General features: G+C 72.7%; 20 protein-coding genes and 2 pseudogenes. 6 read left to right on the top strand and 16 right to left on the bottom strand.

Features of this window, described 5'->3' with window-relative positions; translation table 11 throughout:
- Positions 1-12 precede the first annotated feature (12 nt).
- A complete protein-coding gene (locus Srubr_RS21345) occupies positions 13-876 on the bottom strand; it encodes a phosphotransferase enzyme family protein (protein WP_189990220.1) in 864 nt (287 codons plus the stop codon).
- A 157-nt stretch (positions 877-1,033) separates the two neighbouring features.
- Here Srubr_RS21345 and Srubr_RS21340 point away from each other — a divergent pair, with 157 nt between their 5' ends.
- From Srubr_RS21340 to Srubr_RS21320, 5 genes and pseudogenes are all read left to right on the top strand, one after another.
- Positions 1,034-1,966, top strand: coding sequence for a carbohydrate ABC transporter permease (locus tag Srubr_RS21340; RefSeq protein WP_373313352.1), 933 nt, complete (start codon positions 1,034-1,036; stop codon positions 1,964-1,966).
- Entirely contained in the window at positions 1,963-2,814 is an 852-nt protein-coding gene (locus Srubr_RS21335) for a carbohydrate ABC transporter permease (protein ID WP_189990222.1), read from the top strand. Before Srubr_RS21340 ends, Srubr_RS21335 begins: the two co-directional genes overlap by 4 nt.
- Complete coding sequence (locus Srubr_RS21330) at positions 2,814-4,091, top strand: ABC transporter substrate-binding protein (protein ID WP_189990224.1); 1,278 nt, start codon at positions 2,814-2,816, stop codon at positions 4,089-4,091. The genes Srubr_RS21335 and Srubr_RS21330 overlap by 1 nt, the downstream gene beginning before the upstream one ends.
- Positions 4,092-4,109: 18 nt before the next feature.
- Positions 4,110-5,403: pseudogene (gene mgt, locus Srubr_RS21325) on the top strand (macrolide-inactivating glycosyltransferase).
- Positions 5,404-6,374: 971 nt separating this feature from the next.
- Entirely contained in the window at positions 6,375-6,674 is a 300-nt protein-coding gene (locus Srubr_RS21320) for a hypothetical protein (RefSeq protein WP_189990228.1), read from the top strand.
- A gap of 73 nt (positions 6,675-6,747) precedes the next feature.
- On the opposite strand, the gene Srubr_RS21315 is transcribed toward Srubr_RS21320, so the two are convergent.
- The 15 genes from Srubr_RS21315 to Srubr_RS21245 all read right to left on the bottom strand — a co-directional run bounded on the left by Srubr_RS21315 (position 6,748) and on the right by Srubr_RS21245 (position 21,908).
- Positions 6,748-7,488 (bottom strand): sirohydrochlorin chelatase, encoded by a 741-nt coding sequence (locus Srubr_RS21315; protein WP_189990230.1) that lies wholly within the window; start codon positions 7,486-7,488, stop codon positions 6,748-6,750.
- Positions 7,489-7,494: 6 nt separating this feature from the next.
- Complete coding sequence (locus tag Srubr_RS21310) at positions 7,495-8,373, bottom strand: ABC transporter permease (protein WP_189990232.1); 879 nt, start codon at positions 8,371-8,373, stop codon at positions 7,495-7,497.
- Complete coding sequence (locus Srubr_RS21305; protein ID WP_189990234.1) at positions 8,360-9,139, bottom strand: ABC transporter ATP-binding protein; 780 nt, start codon at positions 9,137-9,139, stop codon at positions 8,360-8,362. Before Srubr_RS21305 ends, Srubr_RS21310 begins: the two co-directional genes overlap by 14 nt.
- A 36-nt stretch (positions 9,140-9,175) precedes the next feature.
- Entirely contained in the window at positions 9,176-10,285 is a 1,110-nt protein-coding gene (locus Srubr_RS21300; RefSeq protein ID WP_189990235.1) for an aliphatic sulfonate ABC transporter substrate-binding protein, read from the bottom strand.
- A gap of 237 nt (positions 10,286-10,522) precedes the next feature.
- On the bottom strand, positions 10,523-11,854 hold the full coding sequence (locus Srubr_RS21290; protein WP_189990237.1) for a sulfate adenylyltransferase subunit 1: 1,332 nt from the start codon (positions 11,852-11,854) through the stop codon (positions 10,523-10,525).
- A 2-nt stretch (positions 11,855-11,856) separates the two neighbouring features.
- The gene (gene cysD, locus Srubr_RS21285; protein WP_189990239.1) at positions 11,857-12,792 is read right to left on the bottom strand and encodes a sulfate adenylyltransferase subunit CysD; all 936 of its coding nucleotides are present in this window, start codon (positions 12,790-12,792) and stop codon (positions 11,857-11,859) included.
- On the bottom strand, positions 12,789-13,325 hold the full coding sequence (cysC, locus tag Srubr_RS21280; protein ID WP_229926483.1) for an adenylyl-sulfate kinase: 537 nt from the start codon (positions 13,323-13,325) through the stop codon (positions 12,789-12,791). The genes cysD and cysC overlap by 4 nt, the downstream gene beginning before the upstream one ends.
- 26 nt (positions 13,326-13,351) lie before the next feature.
- Positions 13,352-14,062, bottom strand: coding sequence for a phosphoadenylyl-sulfate reductase (locus tag Srubr_RS21275; protein ID WP_189990243.1), 711 nt, complete (start codon positions 14,060-14,062; stop codon positions 13,352-13,354).
- Positions 14,059-14,241, bottom strand: coding sequence for a hypothetical protein (locus tag Srubr_RS21270; RefSeq protein WP_030617514.1), 183 nt, complete (start codon positions 14,239-14,241; stop codon positions 14,059-14,061). The genes Srubr_RS21275 and Srubr_RS21270 overlap by 4 nt, the downstream gene beginning before the upstream one ends.
- Positions 14,238-15,935 (bottom strand): nitrite/sulfite reductase, encoded by a 1,698-nt coding sequence (locus Srubr_RS21265; protein WP_189990244.1) that lies wholly within the window; start codon positions 15,933-15,935, stop codon positions 14,238-14,240. The genes Srubr_RS21270 and Srubr_RS21265 overlap by 4 nt, the downstream gene beginning before the upstream one ends.
- 125 nt (positions 15,936-16,060) lie before the next feature.
- A complete protein-coding gene (locus Srubr_RS42080) occupies positions 16,061-16,144 on the bottom strand; it encodes a putative leader peptide (RefSeq protein WP_350969053.1) in 84 nt (27 codons plus the stop codon).
- A 127-nt stretch (positions 16,145-16,271) separates the two neighbouring features.
- Complete coding sequence (locus Srubr_RS21260) at positions 16,272-16,844, bottom strand: GNAT family N-acetyltransferase (protein WP_189990246.1); 573 nt, start codon at positions 16,842-16,844, stop codon at positions 16,272-16,274.
- Positions 16,845-16,931: 87 nt separating this feature from the next.
- Entirely contained in the window at positions 16,932-18,263 is a 1,332-nt protein-coding gene (locus Srubr_RS21255) for a hypothetical protein (protein ID WP_189990248.1), read from the bottom strand.
- Positions 18,264-18,431: 168 nt separating this feature from the next.
- A complete protein-coding gene (locus tag Srubr_RS21250) occupies positions 18,432-19,727 on the bottom strand; it encodes a GAF domain-containing protein (RefSeq protein ID WP_189990250.1) in 1,296 nt (431 codons plus the stop codon).
- Positions 19,728-20,270: 543 nt separating this feature from the next.
- Entirely contained in the window at positions 20,271-21,908 is a 1,638-nt protein-coding gene (locus Srubr_RS21245) for an acyl-CoA dehydrogenase family protein (protein WP_189990252.1), read from the bottom strand.
- Positions 21,909-22,083: 175 nt separating this feature from the next.
- Between Srubr_RS21245 and Srubr_RS21240 the strand changes: the two are divergent.
- Positions 22,084-23,217: pseudogene (locus Srubr_RS21240) on the top strand (YihY/virulence factor BrkB family protein); the annotation flags it as partial.
- Positions 23,218-23,305: the final 88 nt, after the last annotated feature.

The raw sequence follows: 23,305 nt of genomic DNA, 5'->3' as shown, positions 1-23,305 counted from the left end.
GACGAGGCACCGTCAGAACGGATACCACCGCACCGTCTCGTCCCCGCCCCGCAGGGACGCCACCCGGCGCCGGAACTCGGCCAGGGCCTTCGGGTTGGCCGGGGCGTGCTGGGCCACCCACGCGCAGCTGGCCGTCTCCCGGGCACCGCGCAGCACCTCGCAGCCGTCCCACTCGCGCACGTCCCAGCCGTAGGTACCGGTGAAGGAGTCGTACGCCTCGGCGGGCAGCCCGTAGCGGTCGCGGGAGAGGGCCATGACCACCAGGTCGTGCTCGCGCAGGTCCGCGGAGAAGGTCTCCAGGTCGACCAGGACCGGCCCGTCCGGCCCGACGTGCACATTGCGGGGCAGCGCGTCGCCGTGGACCGGCCCCGGCGGCAGATGGGGTGTCAGCGCCGCCGCCCGCGCCGCGAAGCCGTCGCGGCGCGCACGGAGGTAGGCCGCGTCCTCCGGGGCAATCGCGTCACCCGCGAGCCGCAGCCAGCGCTCCACACCGCCCAGCAGATCGCGGGGCGGCAAGGCGAACGAGGGAGAGGGGAGGGCGTGCACGATGCGCAGCAGTGCGGCGAGATCCCGTGGCTCGGCGGGCCGTACGGCGTCCGGCAGCCGGTGCCACACCGTCACCGGGTGGCCGTCCACCAGCAGGGGCTTCGGCTCGGCCGCCCGCACCGCCGGCACGCCCGCCTCGGCCAGCCAGGCGGCGACGGCCAGTTCGCGCTCGGCCCGCGGCAGCAGCTCGGCGTCCCGGCCGACCTTCACCACCACGTCGCCGGCGGCGAACACCGCGTTCTCGCCGAAGGCCACCAGCCGGGCGTCCCGGGCCGGTCCCGGGAGCACCCCCGTCGCGGCCAGTACGTCCCGCGCGCGTGCCTCGTCCATCGTCCCGCCTCCGTGCCGTCTTCCCGTGCCGTGTCCGTCCGGTGCCCGGCCAGTCTCGCATCCGTACAGGTCGGCGGTGGTGCGCGGGCCCTTGACGGGGTACCGGGCCTTCACGACCATGAACACGCCAACCGGGGCAGGCAAAGGGGTTGATTCCGTGACAGAGGTGGCCGAAGCGCGGACACCGGCGGCGGGGGCACACCCCCGAGCCGGACTCCGGACCTCCGACCGCGGCGCCTGGTTCCTGGTCCTGCCCGCCCTCATCCCGATCCTGCTGCTCAGCGTAGGCCCGCTGCTCTACGGCGTCCTGCTGGCCTTCACCGACGCCCAGTCCGGCCGGACGGCCGCCACCCGCTGGATCGGCGTCCTCAACTTCCGGGACCTGCTGCACGACACGCTGTTCTGGGAGTCGTTCCGCATCGGCCTGGTCTGGGCGGTGGGCGTCACCGTGCCCCAGTTCCTGCTGGCGCTCGGCCTGGCCCTGCTGCTGAACCAGGACCTACGGCTGCGCGGCCTGGCCCGCGCCCTCACGATCGTGCCCTGGGCGATGCCCGAGGTCGTCGTCGGCATCATGTGGCGGCTCGTCTACAACCCGGACGCGGGCGTCCTCAACGAGACCCTGCGCGGCCTCGGCCTCGGGGACGGCCGGGACTGGCTGAGCGGCCTGGCCACCGCGCTGCCCGCGGTCATCGTCGTCGGCGTCTGGGCGGGCCTGCCGCAGACCACGGTCGCCCTGCTCGCCGGACTGCAGAACGTCCCCCGCGAACTCCGCGAGGCGGCCGCGGTCGACGGCGCGGGCGCCTGGCGCCGCTTCCGCACGGTCACCTGGCCCGCGCTCAGACCCGTGGCCCTCGCCATCACCGCGCTGAACCTGATCTGGAACCTCAACTCCTTCGCCCTGGTCTACGTCCTCACCGGCGGCGGACCCGGCGGCAAGACCCGGCTGCCCATGCTCTTCGCCTACGAAGAGGCCTTCCGCTACGGCCAGTTCGGCTACGCGGCGGCCATGGGCTGTGTGCTCGTCGCCGTGGTCTCCGTCCTGCTCGCGGTGTTCCTGGCCGGCCGGCTGCGCGGCGGTGCGGACGCATGAGGACCGCGCGCACCCCGAGGACCCGCCGCGCCGCCCGCGCCGGCCAGTACACCGCCCTGCTGGGCTACCTGCTGTTCCTCGCCTTCCCGCTGCTGTGGCTGCTGTCCACCGCGCTGAAGTCCCCGCGCGAGCTGGGCAGCCCGCACCCCACCTGGATCCCGCGCCACCCCACCCTGGCGAGCGTCCGGCAGGCCTTCGCCGAGCAGCCGCTGGCGCCCGCCGCCCTCAACTCCCTGCTGGTGGCGCTCGCCACCGCCGCCGTCACGGTACTGATCGCCACCCCGATGGCCTACGTCATGGCCCGGCACCGCACCCGGGCGGCCCGGGCGGCCACGGGCTGGGTGGTGGTCAGCCAGGCGTTCCCCTTCGTCCTGCTGATCATCCCGCTGTTCCTGGTGCTCAAGCGGCTGCGGCTGATCGACTCCCTGACCGGACTGGTGCTGGTGTACGTGGTGTGGTCGCTGCCGTTCGCGCTGTGGATGCTCGCCGGCCACGTCCGCGCGGTCCCCGCCGAACTGGAGGAGGCGGCGGCCGTCGACGGCGCCGGACGGCTGAGAACGCTGGCGTCGGTGACGGCGCCGCTGCTCGCGCCGGGCATCGCGGCGACGGCCCTGTTCGCGTTCGTCACCGCGTGGAACGAGTTCTTCTTCGCGCTGGTGCTGCTCAAGAGCCCGCGGCGGCAGACGCTTCCCGTCGTCCTCACTCACTTCATCGGCGCGGAGGGCGTGGCCGACCTCGGCCCGCTGGCCGCCGCCGCGTTCCTGGCCACCCTGCCCTCCCTGGTCTTCTTCGCACTGGTCCAGCGGCGGATCACCAGCGGCCTGCTCACCGGGGCGGTGAAGAACTGATGCGGACCCGGATCACCCTGGCGCTCGCCGCGCTCCTGCTGCTCCTCACGGGCTGCTCCCCGGGCGCCCCCGCGGACGGCCCGGTCACCCTGCGCTTCCAGTCGCTGGCCTGGCAGCCGGACTCCGTCGCCGCCACCAAGGAGCTGGTGCGGGAGTGGAACGCCACCCACCCGGAGATCAAGGTCGAGTACGTCCAGGGCAGTTGGGACAGCGTGCACGACCAGCTGCTCACCTCCTTCGAGGGCGGCGAGGCACCGGACGTCATCCACGACGCCTCCGACGACCTCGCCGACTTCGCCTACGGCGGCTACCTCGCCGACCTGTCCGGCCTGCTGCCCGCCCGGCTCGCCGCCGACATCCCGCGCGGCAGCTGGGAGACGGCCACCTTCGGGCGCGGTGTCTACGGCGTGCCGTTCCTCCAGGAGCCCCGCGTGCTGATCGCCGACGCCGACCGGCTGCGCGCGGCCAAGGTGCGCATACCGACCGCCGGGCACCCCTGGAGCTGGCCGGAGTTCCGGCAGGTCGCCAAGAAGCTCACCGGGCCCGGCCGGTACGGCGTTGCCTGGCCGCTGAAGGATCCCGTGTCCGCCACGCTCAACCTGTCCCTGTCGGCGGGCGGACGGCTCTTCCACCGGGGTGCGGACGGCAAGGTCACCGTGCGGTTCGAGGCCGGGGACGCGGTCGTGGCGCGCACCATCCACGACCAGGTCACCGTCGACCGCAGTGCCCCCGCCTCGACCCTCGGCAGCGGCGGCGCGGACACCCTGCCCGGCCTCTTCGGCGGCCGGTACGCGATGGTCCCGCTGGGCTTCTCCTACCGCCAGCAGATCGTGCGGCAGGCCCCCGAGGGCTTCCACTGGCAGGTGCTGCCCGCCCCGGCCGGCGCCGACGGGCTCACCCAGGGCGTCAGCCCGCAGACCCTGTCCGTCTCCGCGGACTGCCCGCACAAGAAGGAGGCCGTCGCCTTCATCGACTTCCTGCTGCGGCCCCGGAACATGGTGCGCCTCGCCCTCGGGGACTGGATGCTGCCCACCGGCACCCAGGCCCTGAAGGACCCGGCCCTGCACACCGCGCGGCACGGCTGGGCCACCGGCACCGCCCTCGCGGCCCGGCTCCGCCCAGCACCCGCCCAGTTCGTGCGCGGCTACCCGGAATGGAAGGACAAGGTGGCCACCCCGGCGTACCAGCAGTACTACAGCGGCGCGAGCACCCTCGCCGGGCTGCGCCACCGCCTGGAGCGGGACGGCAACCTGGTACTGGCCCGCTACCAGCGCTGACCGCCCGCCGTCAGGCGTATCCCACGCACGGAAAAAGAATTAGACGAGACGTATCGTCTCGCTTACTGTCGACGTCATGACCGCTCGGACCACTTCCGCCACCGCTCAGACCACCCCCGCCCACATCGCCATGTTCTCCATCGCCGCCCACGGCCATGTGAACCCCAGCCTGGAGGTGATCCGTGAACTCGTCGCCCGCGGCCACCGCGTCACGTACGCCATCCCGCCGGTCTTCGCCGACAAGGTGGCCGCCACCGGCGCCCGGCCCGTCCCCTACCGCTCCAGCCTGCCCGGCCCCGACGCCGACCCGGAGGCATGGGGGAGCACCCTGCTGGACAACGTAGAGCCGTTCCTGAACGACGCGATCCAGGCGCTCCCGCAGCTCGCCGAGGCATACGCCGACGACATCCCCGACCTCGTCCTGCACGACATCACCTCCTACCCGGCCCGCGTCCTCGCCCACCGCTGGGGCGTCCCGGCGATCTCCCTCTCCCCGAACCTCGTCGCCTGGAAGGGCTACGAGGAGGAGGTCGCCGAGCCGATGTGGCGCGAACCCCGGCAGACCGAGCGCGGACAGGCCTACTACGCCCGGTTCGAGGCATGGCTGAGGGAGAACGGGATCACCGAGCACCCGGACGTGTTCACGGGGCATCCGCCGCGCTCCCTGGTGCTCATCCCGAAGGCGCTCCAGCCGCACGCCGACCGGGTGGACGACAGCGTGTACACCTTCGTCGGCGCCTGCCAGGGAGACCGCACCGAGGAAGGCGGCTGGCAGCGGCCCGCCGGCGTGGACAAGGTCGCGCTGGTGTCGCTCGGCTCGGCGTTCACCAAGCAGCCCGCCTTCTACCGGGAGTGCGTGCGCGCCTTCGGGAACCTGCCCGGCTGGCACCTCGTCCTCCAGGTCGGCCGGAAAGTGACCCCCGCCGAACTGGGCGAGCTGCCGGAGAACGTGGAGGTGCACGACTGGGTGCCGCAGCTCGCGATCCTGCGCCAGGCCGACCTGTTCGTCACCCACGCGGGCGCCGGCGGCAGCCAGGAGGGGCTGGCCACCGCGACGCCCATGATCGCCGTACCGCAGGCCGTCGACCAGTTCGGCAACGCCGACATGCTCCAGGCGCTCGGCGTCGCCCGGAAACTGGCGACCGAGGAGGCCACCGCCGACCTGCTCCGCGAGACCGCCCTCGCCCTCGTGGACGATCCGGAGGTCGCGCGCCGACTGGAGCGGATCCAGGCGGAGATGGCCCAGGAGGGCGGCACCCGGCGGGCGGCCGACCTCATCGAGGCCGAACTGCCGGGGCGCCGCGAGCCGTAGGACCCGGCGGCCGGCAGCCGTAGGACCCGGCGGCCGGCCGGGCGGCCGGTGTCCGTTCCGGCCGGCGGAGATCCGCCGTGTGATATCGAAACCTTGTTGAACAAGTCACAGCTGCGTGAAGAGGTTGCTCCGGCCCCCGCTCATCGGCCAGAGTTTCGCGCAGCCCGCCTCGGCGCGGGCACGGCCGTCGTGCCCGCCCCCACGGGGCACGGCGGCCGTACACGTGCGCCCGCCCCTCCCGGCAAGGCACGGCGCCCGTCGGACAGTTGGCTGAAAATTTTCCATTCGCGGGCCTCCCAGTGACACCGGGGCCGCGGCCGACGCAGAACCAGACGCCGCCGCGGTCCGACGTCACAGGGGAACGCCGGACCGCGGCCGCCGATACCACACACCCGCCCCCCGTTGGCCCGGCTCACCGAAGCGCGCGACAAACCCGTCAGGCTGTTCCTAGGGTGAAGCCCACGGAAGGCCGGAAGGGGCGGAATCAGGGTGAGGGGCAGACCACTACCGGCGTCGCCACGCCGTCGCGAGGACGCCGTGCCCCGGCGCCCGGACACCCGCGCACGGCCCGGACGGCGACTTCGCCGCGCAGACGGCCGTACCTCCGCCGGCGACCCCGGGCGTACCGCCGCCGACGACCGGCCGGGCGCCCGCCGGCGACCAGCCGTACGCTCCCTCCCGCGCCGGACCCGGCGGGGACGGTCAACGGACACCGCTCACCCGGACGGGTGGCGATTTCCGGCCCCCACGGGCCCGTGGCCCCGTCCGGGACGGACGGCGTCCGGCGCCGGAATCCGCGGTCCAGTCAGCACCGTACCGGCGAAAACAGGCCAACATCCAGCCCGCCGACCTGCCTTGGCACCGTTCCTCCGGCACGGCCGTACCGGTCGGCGGCGCGCACCCACGACATCGGGGACGTCTGCGGCCCCGGCCGCCCGGCGGCTCCCCAGGCCCGCGAGCGAGGACAGGACATGAGCACATACAACTTCGGAAACATCAACGGCCCGGCCCGCTACGGTGACCGCACCCCGGACCTGGAGACCCTGATGGAGGCCGCCGACCGGCTCACCGAGGCGCTGCGCGCCGAGTACCCCGGGCTGGTGGGCAGCGGCGAGACCATCCAGGAGCAGCTGGCCCAGTCCGCCGAGGACGGCCTGCCGCCCAACCGGGGCCGGATCCGCTCCGCACTGGAGACGATCGCCATCGCCGCCTCGGCCGGCACGGCCAGCCTCGACTACACCCGGCACCTGCTGCACGCCCTCGACCTCTGACCGCCCACGGCCGGCGGACCCGGCGCGGCCGGCCGCTGTCAGGCCGGAAAGACCGTGCCGGCCGGTGCGGGCGTCACGCGCCGAGTGCCGTCAGAGCCGGCCGCCGGGCCCGGTCGTAGCGCTCCAGCAGCACGCGGGCGACCTCCGGTGCCGCGCCCAGCACCTCGGCGCACACGTCGGCCTCCGCCGCGCCGCGCGCGATCCGGTCCGGCAGGAAGCCAGGGGCCAGCACATACGGTGCCACGGCGACCCGCGCGCAGCCGAGCCGCCGCAGCTCCCGCACCGCGTCCTCGGTACGGGGAAGGGATGCGGAGGCGAACGCAGGCCGCACGGCGCACCAACCGGTGTGCCGCCACTCCCGCGCGATGTCAGCGATCACTGCGATCGCCTCCGGGTCGGAGGACCCCGCCGAGGCCAGCACGACCCCGGTCGAGGACTTGTCGGCGGGCGTCAGCCCCGCCTCGTACAGCCGCCGTTCCAGCGCGGACAGCAGCAGCGGCGACGGGCCGAGGACCTCCGCCTGCCGGATCCGCAGCCGCGCCGGGGCGTCCCGCAGCACGGCCGGGATGTCGGCCTTGGCGTGGAACGCCCGGGTCAGCAGCAGCGGCAGGGCGACCACGTCCCGGACGCCCTCCGCGGCCAGCGACTCGAGCACCCCGTGCACCGTCGGGACGTTGAAGTCCAGGAAGCCGGTCTCCACGCGCAGCCCGGGCCGCAGCGACCGCACCCGCTCCACGAGGGCGTGCACGGTCGCCGCGTGCCGCGGGTCACGGCTGCCGTGGGCGATGACGAGGAGAACCGGCCTGGTGCGCATGGGAGGTCAGCTCTTCACCAGCAGGCCGCGGCTGCGCAGCACCCGCCGCTCCAGCGGACTGAAGATCAGCAGGTCGATGGCGATGCCGACGAACAGGATCAGCAGGATCGCCTCGAACACCATCGCCATGTCGCTGGCGGTGCGGCCGTTCTCCAGCAACTGGCCGAGGCCCACGCCGAGATCGGGGAACTGCGCGATGATCTCCGCGGCCATCAGCGAACGCCAGGAGAACGCCCAGCCCTGCTTCAGACCCGCCACATAGCCGGGGAGCGAGGCCGGCAGGGTCACGTACCAGACGCCCTTGGCGCCCGTGGCGCCCATGGTGCGGCCCGCGCGCAGGAACAGCGGCGGCACCTGGTCGACGCCGGACACCAGACCGTTGGCGATGGACGGCACGGCGCCGAGCAGGATCACCGCGTACATCATCGAGTTGTTCAGGCCCAGCCAGATCACCGCCGGCGGCACCCACGCCACCGACGGCAGCGACTGGAGCCCGGACAGGATCGGCCCGATGGCCGCGCGCACGAACTTCACCCGGGCCACCAGCAGACCCAGCGGGGTGCCGATGACCAGCGCGAACGCGAAGCCCAGCAGACCGCGCGAGACACTGGTCCAGATGTAGCCGAGCAGCTCGCCCTGGAGCCAGGCGTCCCGGAACGCGTTGCCCACCGCGCCCGGGGAGGGCAGCTTCGTCGGGTCGTCCACGACCGGGTACAGGATGTACCAGACCACCAGGACCACCGCGATGGCGATGACCGGCGGCAGGATCTTGTTGACGAGGGTCTCGCGCAGCGGGGGGCGGCCCGTGGTCGTGGTCTCCAGCGCGTCCAGGCCGGCCTCGACGCTCCCGGCGTCCTGGACCGGTGTCGTCTCAGTGCTGGCCATGGCGGCGGATCTCCCCACGCAGTACGTCGGTTATCTCAAGGGACAGTTCGGCCACGGGCGCGTCCTCGATGCGGCGCGGCTGCGGGAGGTCCACGCGCCACTCGCGCGCGATCCGGCCCGGGCGGGAGGACAGCAGCACCACCCGCTGCGCGAGCCGCACCGCCTCGCGCACGTTGTGCGTGACGAACAGGACGGAGAGCCCGGTCTCCGACCAGATCCGGGTCAGCTCGTCGTGCAGCACGTCCCGCGTGATGGCGTCGAGCGCGGCGAACGGCTCGTCCATCAGCAGCATGTTGCTCTCCTGGGCCAGCGCGCGGGCCATCGCCACCCGCTGGCGCATACCGCCGGACAGCTCGTGCACCCGCTTGCCGTGGGCGCCCTTCAGCCGCACCAGTTCGAGCAGTTCCTCGGCCTTGCCGCGCCGCTCGGGCTTGGGAACGCCCCGCAGTTTGAGGGCGAGTTCGATGTTCTTGCCCGCGGTCAGCCATGGGAACAGGGCGTGTTCCTGGAACATCAGGGCGGGGCGGCCGTCCGTGGTGATGGAGCCGGCGCTCGGCCGGTCCAGGCCCGCCACCAGGTTCAGCAGCGTGGACTTGCCGCAGCCCGAGGCCCCGAGGAGGGTGACGAACTCACCCGGCGCGACATCGATGCTGATGTCGTCCAGGACGAGCTGCTGTCCGCCCGGGGTCGCGAAGGACTTCGAGACGTGCTCAAGGCGTGCCGCGAACTCGACGGTCTCGTCGGCCTTGGCGAGGGTCGTGGCCATGGTCGTCACCTCCTGGGGACGCGTCGGTCGGGGGCGTCAGCTGGTGCCGAGGCCGGCGGCGTCGACCGCGGGACGGCCCTCGGCCTTGAGGACCTTGTTGAGGAGCGTCAGGTCGTAGATCCCCTTCAGGTCCGGCTTCTCCAGCAGGCCGGCCTTGACCGCGTGCTCGGCCTCGGTGTCGAGGGTGGCGGCCAGCGGGTCGTCGGTGAACTGGATGGACTTCCAGGCCGGGTCGAGGACCTTGGCCGGGAGCGCCTTGCCGGCGTCCGTCTCCAGCCGCTGGTTCGCGGCGGCCTTGGCCTCGTCCGGGTGGGCGTTGATCCACTTGTTGGTCTCGACCGCCGCCTTCAGGACGGCCTCGACCGCCTTCGGGTGGTCCTTCAGGAAGCTCTGGCGCACGATGATGTTCGTGATCACGAACTTCTTCTCCGGCCAGAGCGTCGCCTCGTCCAGGAGCACCTTGGCGCCCTCGGCGACCAGCTTGGAGGCGGTCGGCTCCGGCACCCAAGCGCCGTCGATCGAGCCGGACTTGTAGGCGTCCGGGGTGATCTTGTTGTCCGTGCGGACGACGGTGACGTCACCCTTGCCGCTCTGCGCGTCGACCTTCCAGCCCTGGTCGGCGGCCCAGTTGAGGAACGCCACGTCCTGCGTGTTGCCGAGCTGGGGCGTGGCGATCTTCTTGCCCTCGACGTCCTTCAGGGACTTGATCCTCGCCGGGTTGACGACCAGCTTCACCCCGCCGGAGGCGGAACCGCCGATGATCTTCAGGCTCTTGCCGTTGGACTTGGTGTAGCCGTTGATGGCCGGGGACGGGCCGATCCAGCCGATGTCTATGGAGCCGGCGTTGAGGGCCTCGATCTCGGACGGGCCCGCGTTGAAGACGGCGGGCTTGACCGCGGTGGCGCCCAGCTCCTTCTGGAAGAAGCCCTTCTGCACGCCGACCAGCGCGGTGGCGTGGGTCAGGTTGCCGAAGTACCCGATCTTGACGGAGTCGAGCCCGTCGGTCTTCTCGGCACCGGCGGCGATCTTGGCGGTGCCGTCGTCCTTGGCCTCGGAGCCGTAGCCGCAGGCGGCCAGCGCGAGCAGGGGAAGAGCGGCGATGGCCGCTGTGCCGCGGCGCAGGAGCGATGAGCTGATGGCAGGCACGGGAGGGTTTCCTCTCGTTGGCCCGGCGGTCACGGTCTCTCAGGTCGTGGCCGGGAGTTCGGCTGGAGGTCTTCGTCGCTTCCGGGACGACGCCGGGTGGGGGGAGCGGGCGCGCGAGCGGTGCGCGTACGTCAGCGCACACATCGCGCCACTCCGCCCTGCCCGCTGCCGAGGGCGCCGCTGCCGACGCGGCCGCCCTCCTTGGCGAACGTCGAGTAGACGTCGGGCGTCCTCATGTCAGAAGTCCCAGCCGTCGTCGGCCTCGTCCTTGACCGGCTCCGGGGCGGCGAACGACTCGCCGACCATGCCCGCGGTCAGCGTGGTGCCGTCGGCGGGGTCGATCAGGATGAACGAGCCGGTGCGGCGCGAGTCGGCGTAGGAGTCGACCGGCAGCGGCTCGGCGGTACGGATCTTCACCCGGCCGATGTCGTTGGCGACGAGCTGTCCCGGGTGCGGGTGCAGGGACAGGTCGTCGAGCGTGAGCCGGGAGGGGATGTCCTTCACGATCGCCTTGACCGTGCGGGTGCCGTGCTTGAGCAGCACCCGGTGGCCCACGGTGAGGGGCGCGTCGGCGACGTGGCAGACGGTCGCCTCCACGTCCTGCGTGGTGGCCGGGGCGTCCTTCGTCGGCACGATCAGGTCGCCGCGCGAGACGTCGATGTCGTCCTGGAGCAGCACCGTCACCGACTGCGTCGTCCAGGCCACGTCGACCGGCCTGCCCAGCAGGTCGATGCCGGCGATCCGGGTGGTCCGCCCGGACGGCAGGACCGTGACCTCCTCGCCGACCCGGAAGGTGCCGGCCGCGATCTGGCCCGCGTAGCCCCGGTAGTCGGGGTGCTCGGCGGTCTGCGGCCGGATCACGTACTGCACGGGCAGCCGCGCGTGGCAGTGCGCCAGGTCGTGGCTGACCGGCACGGTCTCCAGGTGCTCCAGCACGGTGGGGCCGCCGTACCAGTCCATGTTGGCGCTCGGCTCCACCACGTTGTCCCCGGCCAGCGCCGAGATCGGTATCGCGGTGACCTCCGGGACGCCCAGCTCGGTCGCGTACGCCGTGAACTCCTCGGCGATCGCCGCGAAGACCCGCTCCTCGTACCCGACGAGGTCCATCTTGTTCACGGCCAGCACGACGTGCGGGACGCGCAGCAGGGCGGCGATGGCCGCGTGCCGGCGGGTCTGCTCGACCACGCCGTTGCGGGCGTCGACCAGGATGACCGTCAGCTCGGCGGTGGAGGCGCCGGTGACCATGTTCCGGGTGTACTGCACGTGGCCGGGGGTGTCGGCGAGGATGAACCGGCGCCGGGGCGTGGCGAAGTAGCGGTAGGCGACGTCGATGGTGATGCCCTGCTCCCGCTCGGCGCGCAGGCCGTCGGTGAGGAGGGCGAGGTCCGGGCCGTCCTGGCCGCGGCTCGCGGAGGCCCGCTCCACGGCCTCCAGCTGGTCGGCGAGGACCGATTTGGAGTCGTGCAGCAGCCGCCCGACGAGGGTGGACTTGCCGTCGTCGACGGAGCCGGCGGTGGCGAACCGCAGCAGGGTGGTGGCCGAGAGCGCCTCGGTCGTGGTCGTGCTCATGCCTAGAAGTACCCCTCGCGCTTGCGGTCTTCCATCGCGGCCTCGGACAGCTTGTCGTCGGCGCGGGTCGCACCGCGCTCGGTCAGCCGGGACGCCGCGATCTCGGCGATGACCTTCTCGATGGTGTCGGCGTCGGAGTCGACCGCGCCGGTGCAGGACATGTCACCGACGGTGCGGTAGCGCACCCGCCGCTTCTCCACGGTCTCGCCGTCCTTCGGGCCGCCCCACTCGCCCGCGGTCAGCCACATGCCGGACCGCTGGAACACCTCGCGCTCGTGCGCGTAGTAGATCTGCGGCAGTTCGATGCCCTCGCGGGCGATGTACTGCCACACGTCCAGCTCGGTCCAGTTGGACAGCGGGAAGACCCGGACGTGCTCGCCGGGGGCGTGCCGGCCGTTGTACAGGTTCCACAGCTCGGGGCGCTGGCGGCGCGGGTCCCACTGGGAGAACTCGTCGCGCAGGGAGAACACGCGCTCCTTGGCGCGGGCCTTCTCCTCGTCGCGCCGGCCGCCGCCGAAGACCGCGTCGAACCTCTCGCTCTGGATCTTCTCGGTGAGCGGGAGCGTCTGGAGCGGGTTGCGGGTGCCGTCGGGACGTTCCTTGAGGACACCGCGGTCGATGTAGTCCTGGACCGAGGCCACATGCAGGCGCAGCCCGTGCGCGGCCACCACGCGGTCCCGGTACCGGAGGACTTCGGGGAAGTTGTGTCCGGTGTCCACGTGCAGCAGGGAGAAGGGGACCGCGGCCGGGGCGAACGCCTTCAGCGCGAGGTGCAGCATGACGATGGAGTCCTTGCCGCCGGAGAACAGGATCACCGGGTTCTCGAACTCGCCCGCCACCTCGCGGAAGATGTGCACCGCCTCGGACTCCAGCGCGTCCAGGTGCGACAGGGCGTACGGGCTCTCCGTGCCACCCTCCGTCTTGGCGACCGTGGTCATGCCAGTCCCCTCTCGCTCAGCAGCGCGTACACCGACGCCGCGGACTCCTGGACCGTCTGGTGCTGGGACTCGATCCGCAGATCGGGCTTCTCGGGCTCCTCGTACGGGTCGTCGACCCCGGTGAGCCCGGACAGCTCGCCCGCGGCCTGCCTGGCGTACAGCCCCTTCACATCGCGCACGCTGCACACCTCGACCGGGGTCGCCACATGGATCTCCAGATACGGCGTCCCGTTCTCCGCGTGCCGCCCCCGCACCGCCTCCCGGCTGTCCGCGTACGGCGCGATCACCGGCACCAGCGCCTTGACGCCGTTGCGGGCGAGCAGTTCGGCGACGAAGCCGATGCGCTGGACGTTGGTGTGCCGGTCCGCCCGGGAAAAGCCGAGGCCGGCCGAGATGAACTCGCGGATCTCGTCGCCGTCGAGCACCTCGACGCGGTGGCCCTCGGCGCGCAGCCGGCCCGCCAGCTCGTACGCGATGGTGGTCTTGCCGGCGCTCGGCAGACCCGTGAGCCAGACGGTGGCTCCGGTCGTCACGTGCATCTCCTGGGTCTGGTCGTTCGTCATCCGTGCAGTCCGCACTCGGTCTTGGCGCGTCCCGCCCAGCGGCCGGCGCGCGCGTCCTCGCCCTCCAGGACCCTGCGGGTGCACGGGGCGCAGCCGATGGAGGCGTAGCCGTCCATCAGCAACGGGTTGGCCAGCACGCCGTGTTCGGTGATGTAGGCGTCCACGTCGTCCTGGGTCCAGCGGGCGATCGGCGAGACCTTGACCTTCTGCCGTTTCTCGTCCCAGCCGACGACGGGGGTGTTCGCCCGGGTCGGGGACTCGTCGCGGCGCAGGCCGGTCGCCCACGCCCGGTAGTTGGCCAGGCCCTCTTCGAGGGGCTTGACCTTGCGCAGCTTGCAGCACAGGTCGGGGTCGCGGTCGTGCAGCTTCGGGCCGTACTCCGCGTCCTGCTCGGCGACCGTCTGGCGCGGGGTGAGGGTGATGACGTTGACGTCCATCACGGCCTCCACCGCGTCCCGGGTGCCGATGGTCTCCGGGAAGTGGTAGCCGGTGTCCAGGAAGACGACGTCCACGCCCTTGCGCACGCGCGAGGCGAGATGGGCGACCACGGCGTCCTCCATGGAGGAGGTGACGCAGAACCCGTCACCGAAGGTGTCCACCGCCCACTGGAGGATCTCCAGCGCGGAGGCGTCCTCCAGCTCACGGCCCGCCCGTTCGGCGAGCTCCTTCAACTCCTGCGCTGACCGCTCTTCCTGAGTGGTCGTCATATCCGCTCATCCCCTCCGTGGTCGGCTCGCTGAACACCCCGGGCCAGCAGCCCGAGGAACTTCAGCTGGAATGCGCGGTTGCACGCCCCGCATTCCCAGGCGCCGTGACCCTCGCCGCTCGGACGCAGATCCTCGTCGCCGCAATAGGGGCAGTAGAAGGGCGCGGCCCGCTCGCTCACGACAGCGCCTCCTCGGAAGCGCGCGCCGCCCACGTCGCGAACCGTTCGCCGTCCTCGCGTTCGGCCTGGAAGCGCTTCAGCACCCGCTCGATGTAGTCGGGCAGTTCCTCGGACGTCACCTTCAGGCCGCGCACCTTGCGGCCGAAGCCGGCCTCCAGGCCGAGGGCGCCGCCGAGGTGCACCTGGTAGCCCTCGACCTGCTCGCCCCGGTCGTTCAGGACGAGCTGTCCCTTGAGGCCGATGTCCGCGACCTGGATGCGGGCGCAGGCGTTCGGGCAGCCGTTGAGGTTGATGGTGAGCGGCTCGTCGAACTCCGGCAGGCGGCGCTCCAGTTCGTCGATCAGCTGGGAGCCGCGCTGTTTGGTCTCCACGATGGCGAGCTTGCAGAACTCGATGCCGGTGCAGGCCATGGTGCCGCGCCGGAAGGAGGACGGCCGGGCGGTGAGGTCCAGCGCCTCCAGGCCCTCCACCAGCGAGTCGACCCGGTCCTGCTCGACGTCGAGGATGATCATCTTCTGCTCGACGGTGGTGCGGACCCGTCCCGAGCCGTGCGCCTCGGCGAGGTCGGCGACCTTGGTGAGCGTGGTGCCGTCGACCCGGCCGACCCGCGGCGCGAAACCGACGTAGAACCGGCCGTCCTTCTGCCGGTGCACACCGATGTGGTCGCGCCACTGCCGCACCGGCTGCTCCGGGGCGGGCCCGTCGACCAGCTTGCGGTTCAGGTACTCGTCCTCCAGCACCTGCCGGAACTTCTCCGCGCCCCAGTCGGCGACGAGGAACTTCAGCCGGGCGCGGTTGCGCAGCCGGCGGTAGCCGTAGTCGCGGAAGATCGAGATGACGCCCTCGTAGACGTCCGGCACCTCGTCGATCGGCACCCAGGCGCCCAGCCGCACACCGAGCTTGGGGTTGGTGGACAGGCCGCCGCCCACCCACACGTCGAAGCCCGGCCCGTGCTCGGGGTGACGCACGCCGACGAACGCGACGTCGTTGATCTCGTGCACCACGTCCAGCAACGGCGACCCCGAGATGGCCGTCTTGAACTTGCGCGGGAGGTTGGAGTAGGCCTTGTTGTTCAGGACGCGGCGCTTCATCTCCTCCAGCGCCGGCGTCGCGTCGATGATCTCGTCCTCGGCGATGCCCGCCACCGGGGAGCCGATCATCACGCGCGGGGTGTCACCGCAGGCGGTCACGGTGGACAGGCCCACGCTCTCCAGCCGCTCCCAGATCTCGGGCACGTCCTCGATCCGGATCCAGTGGTACTGCACGTTCTGCCGGTCGGTGATGTCCGCGGTGCCGCGCGCGAACTCCTGCGAGATCTCGCCGATGACCCGCAACTGCCGCGTGGTCAGCGCCCCGCCGTCGATGCGGACGCGCAGCATGAAGTAGCTGTCGTCCAGCTCCTCGGGCTCCAGGATCGCGGTCTTGCCGCCGTCGATCCCGGGCTTGCGCTGGGTGTACAGCCCCCACCAGCGCATCCGGCCGCGCAGGTCGTTCGGGTCGATGGAGTCGAAGCCGCGCTTGGAGTAGATCGTCTCAATGCGTGTCCGCACATTGAGACCGTCGTCGTCCTTCTTGAACTGCTCGTTGCCGTTGAGCGGCGTGAAGTGGCCGGCGGCCCACTGGCCCTCGCCGCGGTGACGGCTCACCTTGCGGCGGGGCGCGGAGGCGGCGGGGTTCGGTGGGGTGGCGGCCATGGTTCTACGTCCTTCGGGACCGGTGGGAATCAGCTCTGACCTGCGCAGAAGCGCGCACGCGGGCAGGCGTGCGCGGCGTTGCGCTGGGGGAAGGGGAACGGGGTGTGCGGCGGTGCTGGGAGGCGTCAGCCCACCGGACAGATGGCGCTGGACATGCGGCCGAGGTCGACGTGCCGCCGACTCACCAAGGCAATTCCAGTTCCGGACATGACGGAAGCGTGTCACGGCGATCTGGACACAGTCCAGCTTCGTCCATCATCCGGACATTGATGTCTCGAAATGCGAAACAGGGGTGGTGTCGCTCACATGTGCCGCCGGAAGGCTTGTCCCAGCAGGTCAGGCGGGGTATGCGCCGGGCCACGGCCCCGGTGTGGCCACCTCCGGTTCCGGCTCCACCTTGGTGTCGAACAGCTTGAAGCCCCGCCGCAGATAGTTGTCCATCGCGTGCTCGCCGTCCTTGCTGCACGTGTGCAGCCACACCCGCTTGGTCGGCGTCCGGCCCGGCCACCGCTCGGCCAGGTCCCAGGCGCGGGCCGTGCCGTGGGCCAGCAGATGGCCGCCGATGCGCCGGCCGCGGAAGGCGGGGATCAGCCCGAAGTAGACGATCTCGACCACGCCGTCGTCCTGCGCCTCCAGTTCCACGTAACCGGCCGGGGTGCCCCGGTCGTAGGCCACCCAGGTCTCCACTCCGGGCCGCTCCAGGTACTCCTGCCAGCGCGCGTACGTCCAGCCCAGCCGGTCGGTCCAGCGGATGTCGCCGCCCACCGAGGCGTACAGGAACCGGCTGAACTCGGGGGAGGGCACCCCGGCGCGGACGATCCGGACGTCGCCGTCGGGGGCGGCGGCGGGCAGGAGGTCGGCCGGGGACGTCTGCTCCAGGGACCACGTGGTGACAGGAACGCTGCTCATGCGGGCCAGGGAACCATCCCGCCACCTGGTCTGTCGACGCGCGCGGTGGGGAGAGCCGGGGCCGGCCCGGGGCGGGGACCTCTCGGCTCAGTCCAGGGAGCGGTCCAGGCCGGCCAGGGGCAGCGCGAACAGCATGCGGTCGGACAGCGACCACACCTCACCGGTCTCCCGCCAGTAGGACAGGGAGCCCGCGCCCCGCGCCCAGCAGCGGTCCGAGGCGTCGGCGCCGCAGTGCGTCTCCCGGGTCCGCCGGGTGTCCTGCCGCCACAGCCCGCCGCGCCCGTCCTGCGTACCGCGCAGCCGTCCCACATACCAGGACGGCCGGTCCGCCCCGGCCTCCCGGTACGACAGCACGCCCCGGATCCCGGCCGCCCGGGTGCGGTACGCCTCCACCGCGTCCACCCCACCCGTGCCGTCCGTGGCGAGCAGCCCCGGGCGCGCCGGGTCGGTGTCGAACGCGTACCGCCACAGCCGCGCGCGCCGGTCGTCGTCCGGTGCGGTCCACTCCGCGGCCACCAGGCTGTCGGGTGCCGTGCCGCGGTCCAGGGCGAGCGCGCCGGGACAGGGCGGCCCGGAGGCCGAGCAGCGCCCGGCGGCGAAGCGGTAGGAGGCGACCGCCGGCAGGACGTAGTCGTAGCCGGCCGCGGACCAGCCGCCGGGCACCCGGCCGATCGCGGGCGCGTCGACCGTGGTGCGCTGGATGCGGTCGAGGTCGTAGACGTAGAGCGCGTCGGCACCGCCGGACGCGGTGGTGACCAGCAGCTTGTCCTTGTGCCAGACCATGCCCGAGACGCCGGAGGCGAGGCCCCGGTAGTCGCGACCGCCGTCCACCGGCACCACCGGGAGCACCCAGCGGTAGGAGAGGCGCGCGGGGTCGTCCGCGTTCACGAAGGCCACCCGGGCGAGGCCCTGTTCCCCGGGACGGCCGGCCGTGTCGCTGTGCGTCCAGCCGGCCAGGACCACCCGGTGGGTGCCCCGCACGCCGTCGACGCCGGCGTCGCCGGAGGTGGTCACCGAGACCGGCCGCCAGTCGCCCGCGGTGTCGGCCGGGTCCCAGCAGTAGGCGCGGGCGGGGGCGGGGGCGACCGGCAGGGACGCGCGGTCGTCGGCGGAGCAGTCGTCCGCCTCGCGCATCCGGCGGTCGGCGTCGCGCAGCACGGCGTCCACGCCGACCGGGCGGCCCATCGCCGCGGCGAGCCGGTCCAGCGAGCGACCGGGCACCAGGCGCTCCTGGAGCCGCAGTCGCCCGGTGTCCGCCGGGGAGGTCAGCGGGGTGAGCGCGCCGGGGTCCTCGGCGACCTCGGCCTGGGATGTGCTGATCAGGGTGGCGGCGGCGGTGAGCGCCAGCGCGGTCCCGGTCAGGGCGGCACGCAGGGCCGCGCCCCGCCTGCGCCGCCGGTGTCTGCCGCGATGCTTCATCTCTCCTCCAGGGGCCCGGCCAACTGCGCCCGAGGGTCCGAACGTTGACGCGAGGAACAGATGGTGCGGCCCGTACGGGATGCTACGGCAGGAACGGGCCGGTGGGGGCCGGTACCGGAGGTGACCAGGCGGGGACTGTGTGGCGAACACGAGGGGACCGTGAGGGGACTACGCCGGGGGCCGCTCGCTGCGGCCTTCGTGACCGGTGTTCCGTTTCCGTACCACCGCCGGCGCCGTCGACTGCGGGAGCAGGTCACTCGGGTTGTCCGGCAGGACGACCGTCACTTCCGCTTCGTCGCGGAAACGATACGGCCGATGCCGCAGGAGTTCCCCGAGATACCGCCGGACCCTGGACATCTCCGCCCGTACGGTCACCGTCCGGGAGGGGTCGCCGAACAGGTCCCCGGCCAGCTCCGCCGCCCCGCGCCCGGAGCGGTGTTCGGCGAGCAGGAACAGCAGTTCCGCGTGGCGCGGGCTCAACTCCCGTGACCAGGAACCCGACGCGCCGGTGACCGTGACCGTGCGCCGGTCCCGCCCGGCGAGGTCCAGCACGATCCGGCACGCGTCCGGGGCGGCAGGCCGGTCCTCCGCCCGCAGCAGCCACCCCCCGGCCAGCGGTTCCACCGTGCACGCACCCAGCGAGGCAAACAGGCGGTGGCCCGGCGCGAGCGACTTGGGCAGCGTCACCCGCCGCACGTACGGCATCCCGGTCACCGCCGCCGCCCAGCCGTCCCGGTCCACCACCACCGCCCGCCCCGGCAGCCGGGCCAGCACCGGCGCCGCCACCGCCCGCAGCCGCTCCAGCGACGCCAGGTGCAGCTCCCGCAGCCGGGCCTCGGCCAGCTTGGCCACCGAGTCCACCCAGGCCAGGGTGGCCGGATGCATCGTCTCCAACGGGCCGCTGACGTCCACCACACCGAGCAGCCGGCCGTCCCGCGGATCGGTGATCGGCGCGCCCGTACAGGTCCAGGACGTGTGCGACCGTACGAAGTGCTCGGCGGCGAACACCTGGACGGGCCGCCGTACCACCGCGGGCGTGCCCACCCCGTTGGTGCCGACGACGTCCTCCCGCCAGTCCGCGCCGACCTCGAACCCCAGGCCGTCGGCCTTGCGCAGCACCGGAGAGGCGCCCTCCCGCCACAGCACCCGGCCGTCGGCGTCCGCGACGACCATGATGTGCTGCGCCACGTCCGCGACCGAAAGAAGCCCCTCCCGGAGCACCGGCAGGACCTGCCGCAGCGGAGACTCCTCCCGTCGTCGCCGTACCTCGTCGGCGGGCAACAGCCCGGACCGGACGTCGCGTTCGGGGTCGACACCGCTGCGCAGCACCCGGTCCCACGACTGTTCGATCACCGGCCGGGGCGCGATCCGCGCACGTCGCCCGGCGAGCGCGGCCTCGCGCACCTCGTTCAGCACCCGCGCCGCCTGCGCCGCGTCCCGCGCGGCCAGACGCACCAGATTCATCGGCGGGTTCCCCACTGCGGTCCTCCCGGAAAGGCATCGAACACTCTTGTCAAGCCGTCCGGGCGGCGGTTTCCGGTCCGACTGTCCTCACATAGTGCCGCTCAGCTCTTGGCGGAGGCACAGACTCCGCGCATGTGCCCCCAAAAGTTGCAACCCCTTGCAACCCTGGTGAACCACCGGGCGGCGGCCGAGACTTGACCACGACGCGCTGCGCGTCCGCCGGGGCTCGTCGAGCCCGTGCGGTGGGGGTGGTGCCGTGTCGGCGCAGCACCACCCCTTGCCGACGAGGCCCGACCGGTGACAGCCGGTGCGTGAGGGAGCCCGGCCGCCGCCGGAACGTGACGGTGCCCGGCGGGCGGTGGCGTGGCGGACGGTTTCCGGTCGCGGCGTGGCGTGGCCGTGGCCGACGGCAGCTGGGTCGTGGCGGTGTCCGGCGGTAGCTGGGTCGTGGCGGTGTCCGGCGGTAGCTGGGTCGTGGCGGTGTCCGGCGGCAGCCGGAACGTTCGGCGCCGGGCGACAGCGGAGCGTGGCGGTGTCCGGGGGTCAGGCCGGCCGCGCCCGCTCGACCACCGACTCCAGGTCCAGGCCCGCCGGCAGGGTGCCGAAGGACGCGCCGTGGTCGCCGCCCAGGCGGGACGCGCAGAAGGCGTCGGCCACCTCCGGCGGCGCGTGCCGTACCAGCAGAGAACCCTGGAGCACCAGCGCGAGCCGCTCCACCAGCCGCCGGGCCCGTCCCTCGACACCCTCCAGATCCGCGAGTTCGGTGAACAGGTCCTTCACCGCCCGGTCCAGCCGGTGGTCCGCGCCGTGCGCCCGGCCGATCTCGGTCAGGCAGGCGTCCAGCGCGCCCGGCTCCCGGCGCAGCGCCCGCAGCACGTCCAGCGCCTGCACGTTCCCAGCGCCCTCCCAGATGGAGTTCAGCGGCGACTCCCGCACCAGCCGGGGCAGGCCGGACTCCTCGACGTACCCGTTGCCGCCCAGGCACTCGGCCGCCTCCACGGCCACCGGCGCGCACCGCTTGGTGATCCAGTACTTGGCGGCCGGCACCGCCAGCCGCAGGAACGCCCGCTCCTGCTCACCGCCGTCGTCGCAGGCCGCGGCGAGCCGCAGCGCGAGCGCCGTCGCCGCCTCCGACTCCAGCGCCAGATCGGCGAGCACGTTGCGCATCAGCGGCTTGTCGATCAGCTTCCCGCCGAACGCCTCCCGGTACGCGCAGTGGTGCACCGCCTGGGCCACCGCCTGCCGCATCAGGCCCGCCGAGCCGAGCGCGCAGTCCAGCCGGGTCGCGGCGACCATCCCGATGATCACGCGCACGCCCTGCCCCTCCTCGCCGACCCGGCGCGCCCAGGTGCCGTCGAACTCGACCTCGGCGGAGGCGTTGGAGCGGTTGCCCAGCTTGTCCTTCAGCCGCTGGATCAGGAAGACGTTGCGAGAGCCGTCCGGCAGGACGCGCGGCACCAGGAAGCAGGTCAGCCCGCCCGGCGCCTGCGCGAGCACCAGGAACGCGTCCGACATCGGCGCCGAGCAGAACCACTTGTGCCCGGTCAGCAGATACGTGCCCGCCTCCGCGAGCGGCCGGGCGGCGGTCGTGTTGGCGCGGACGTCGCTGCCGCCCTGCTTCTCCGTCATCCCCATCCCGAACAGCGCCCCGGGCTTCTGTCCGGCCACCCGCAGCCGCGGGTCGTAGACGGTGGACGCCAGCCGGGGCTCCCACTCGGCGGCCAGCTCCGCGTCGGCGCGCAGCGCGGGCACGGCCGCGTGCGTCATCGACAGCGGACAGCAGGTGCCCGCCTCGGCCTGTGTCCACACCAGGAACCCGGCCGCCCGGCGCACGTGCCCGGAGGGCCGTGTCCAGGCGCCGCCGGCCAGCCCGGCCGAGACCCCCTTGCCGAGCAGCCGGTGCCAGGCCGGGTCGAACTCCACCTCGTCGATCCGGTGGCCGTACCGGTCGTGGCTGCGCAGCCGGGGCGGATGCCCGTCCGCCCGCACCGCCCACTCCTGCACCTGCGCCGAACCCACCGCCCGGCCCAGCGCGGACAGCTCCGCGCGCACTTCCTCCAGGACGTCCGCGCCGGTGTACCGGCCGACGGCCTCGGCGAGGGCGCGGTCGGTGGTGAAGACGTCGTAGCCGACCAGCGGCGGCGGCTGGTTGGTCACGGTGTGGGTGGGGATGCCTGCCATGACGGGGAACCTACCCGGGAAGGCCGAGGTGATGGCTTCCGGAGTGCTGGTCTCGGCTTCCAGAGTGACACACCGGAGCCGCGCGGCGGGCCGGAACCGCCTCACCCCACCCCATGGAACCGATCGCGGGCCCCGGAAGGTGAGGGCGGTCCCGTGCTGCCGATACCTTTGGGTCGTGCAGCCAGCAAGTGAAACCCCCGAGCGCCCGGCCGGCCGCTTCCACCGGGCCAGAGCTCTCTACCGGAACGTCTCCAAGCGCAGGACTGCCTGGCTGTTGCTCAAGGACACCGTCAACTCCTGCATGGAGTACCGCATCCTCGGTCTGGCGGCGGAGGCGGCGTTCTTCACGCTGCTGTCCGTGCCGCCGCTGCTGCTGAGCCTGATCGGCCTGCTCGGCTACGTCGACGACTGGACCGGCGCGGACACCATCCACAGCCTTGAGACCAATCTCCTCGACGCGTCGCGCACGGTGCTGTCCGACAAGGGCGTCAAGGAGATCGCCGAGCCGATCCTGCACGACGTGATGAAGGGCGGCCGGCCCGATGTCATCTCCATAGGCTTCCTGTTCGCCCTGTGGTCGGGTTCGCGTGCGGTGAACGTCTTCATCGACACCATCACCGTCATGTACGGGCTCGACGGCGTCCGGGGCATCGTCAAGACCCGCATCATGGCGTTCCTGCTGTTCATCGTGGCGCTGCTGATCGGCTCGGTGGCGCTGCCGCTGATGGTGGCCGGGCCGGACGCGGTGGTCCGGATCGTGCCCTGGTCGGCGACGGTCGTCCAGGTTCTGTACTGGCCGGTCGTGATCGTCCTGTCCATCGCCTTCCTGACGACGCTGTACCACGTCTCGGTGCCGGTCCGCTCCCCGTGGATCGAGGACGTGCCCGGCGCGCTGGTCGCCCTCGCGATGTGGGTCCTGGGCAGCTTCCTGCTGCGCATCTACCTCATGTACACCATCGAGGGCGCCACGATCTACGGTTCCCTCGCCGCCGCGGTCGCGGTCCTGCTGTGGATCGGGGTGGGCGCCTTCGCGGTGCTCGTCGGCGCGGCCGTGAACGCGGCCATCGACCGCGTCTGGCCGGCCGCGGCCACGGCTGCCGCCCGCGAGGCCAACGAGCGGATGCGGGAGGCACAGGTCGCCGAGTACGTGGCCCGCGCCGCGGCGGCGGCCCGCGAGGCCGACCCGGACGACCCCGACATGCCCTCCGAGTTCCCCGAGCGGTGGTCCCGCTTCCTCCCTCCGGAAGACGTGACGGCACGCCTGCGCAGCCATGCGCGCAATCCCCATCACGCGCACCGGAAGAACGGCAACGGGGACGGGACCGGGAGTGGACACGGGAACGCGAAGGGAAACGGGGAGAACGGGAGCGGCGGGGGCCCTGAGGGCGGCGCGGGCA

Source organism: Streptomyces rubradiris, from assembly GCF_016860525.1.
Taxonomy (GTDB): Bacteria; Actinomycetota; Actinomycetes; order Streptomycetales; family Streptomycetaceae; genus Streptomyces; species Streptomyces rubradiris.
Note: the sequence above shows the minus strand (reverse complement) of the source record. Positions and strands in the feature narration are given on the sequence as shown.

Excerpts from the sequence above, each read along its gene's own strand:
- Srubr_RS21345 (WP_189990220.1), bottom strand. The coding sequence starts at position 876 with ATGGACGAGGCACGCGCGCGGGACGTACTGGCCGCGACGGGGGTGCTC.
- Srubr_RS21335 (WP_189990222.1), top strand. The coding sequence starts at position 1,963 with ATGAGGACCGCGCGCACCCCGAGGACCCGCCGCGCCGCCCGCGCCGGC.
- Srubr_RS21330 (WP_189990224.1), top strand. The coding sequence starts at position 2,814 with ATGCGGACCCGGATCACCCTGGCGCTCGCCGCGCTCCTGCTGCTCCTC.
- Srubr_RS21320 (WP_189990228.1), top strand. The coding sequence starts at position 6,375 with ATGAGCACATACAACTTCGGAAACATCAACGGCCCGGCCCGCTACGGT.
- Srubr_RS21315 (WP_189990230.1), bottom strand. The coding sequence starts at position 7,488 with ATGCGCACCAGGCCGGTTCTCCTCGTCATCGCCCACGGCAGCCGTGAC.
- Srubr_RS21310 (WP_189990232.1), bottom strand. The coding sequence starts at position 8,373 with ATGGCCAGCACTGAGACGACACCGGTCCAGGACGCCGGGAGCGTCGAG.
- Srubr_RS21305 (WP_189990234.1), bottom strand. The coding sequence starts at position 9,139 with ATGGCCACGACCCTCGCCAAGGCCGACGAGACCGTCGAGTTCGCGGCA.
- Srubr_RS21290 (WP_189990237.1), bottom strand. The coding sequence starts at position 11,854 with ATGAGCACGACCACGACCGAGGCGCTCTCGGCCACCACCCTGCTGCGG.
- cysD (WP_189990239.1), bottom strand. The coding sequence starts at position 12,792 with ATGACCACGGTCGCCAAGACGGAGGGTGGCACGGAGAGCCCGTACGCC.
- Srubr_RS21275 (WP_189990243.1), bottom strand. The coding sequence starts at position 14,062 with ATGACGACCACTCAGGAAGAGCGGTCAGCGCAGGAGTTGAAGGAGCTC.
- Srubr_RS21265 (WP_189990244.1), bottom strand. The coding sequence starts at position 15,935 with ATGGCCGCCACCCCACCGAACCCCGCCGCCTCCGCGCCCCGCCGCAAG.
- Srubr_RS42080 (WP_350969053.1), bottom strand. The coding sequence starts at position 16,144 with ATGTCCGGAACTGGAATTGCCTTGGTGAGTCGGCGGCACGTCGACCTC.
- Srubr_RS21260 (WP_189990246.1), bottom strand. The coding sequence starts at position 16,844 with ATGAGCAGCGTTCCTGTCACCACGTGGTCCCTGGAGCAGACGTCCCCG.
- Srubr_RS21255 (WP_189990248.1), bottom strand. The coding sequence starts at position 18,263 with ATGAAGCATCGCGGCAGACACCGGCGGCGCAGGCGGGGCGCGGCCCTG.
- Srubr_RS21250 (WP_189990250.1), bottom strand. The coding sequence starts at position 19,727 with ATGAATCTGGTGCGTCTGGCCGCGCGGGACGCGGCGCAGGCGGCGCGG.
- Srubr_RS21245 (WP_189990252.1), bottom strand. The coding sequence starts at position 21,908 with ATGGCAGGCATCCCCACCCACACCGTGACCAACCAGCCGCCGCCGCTG.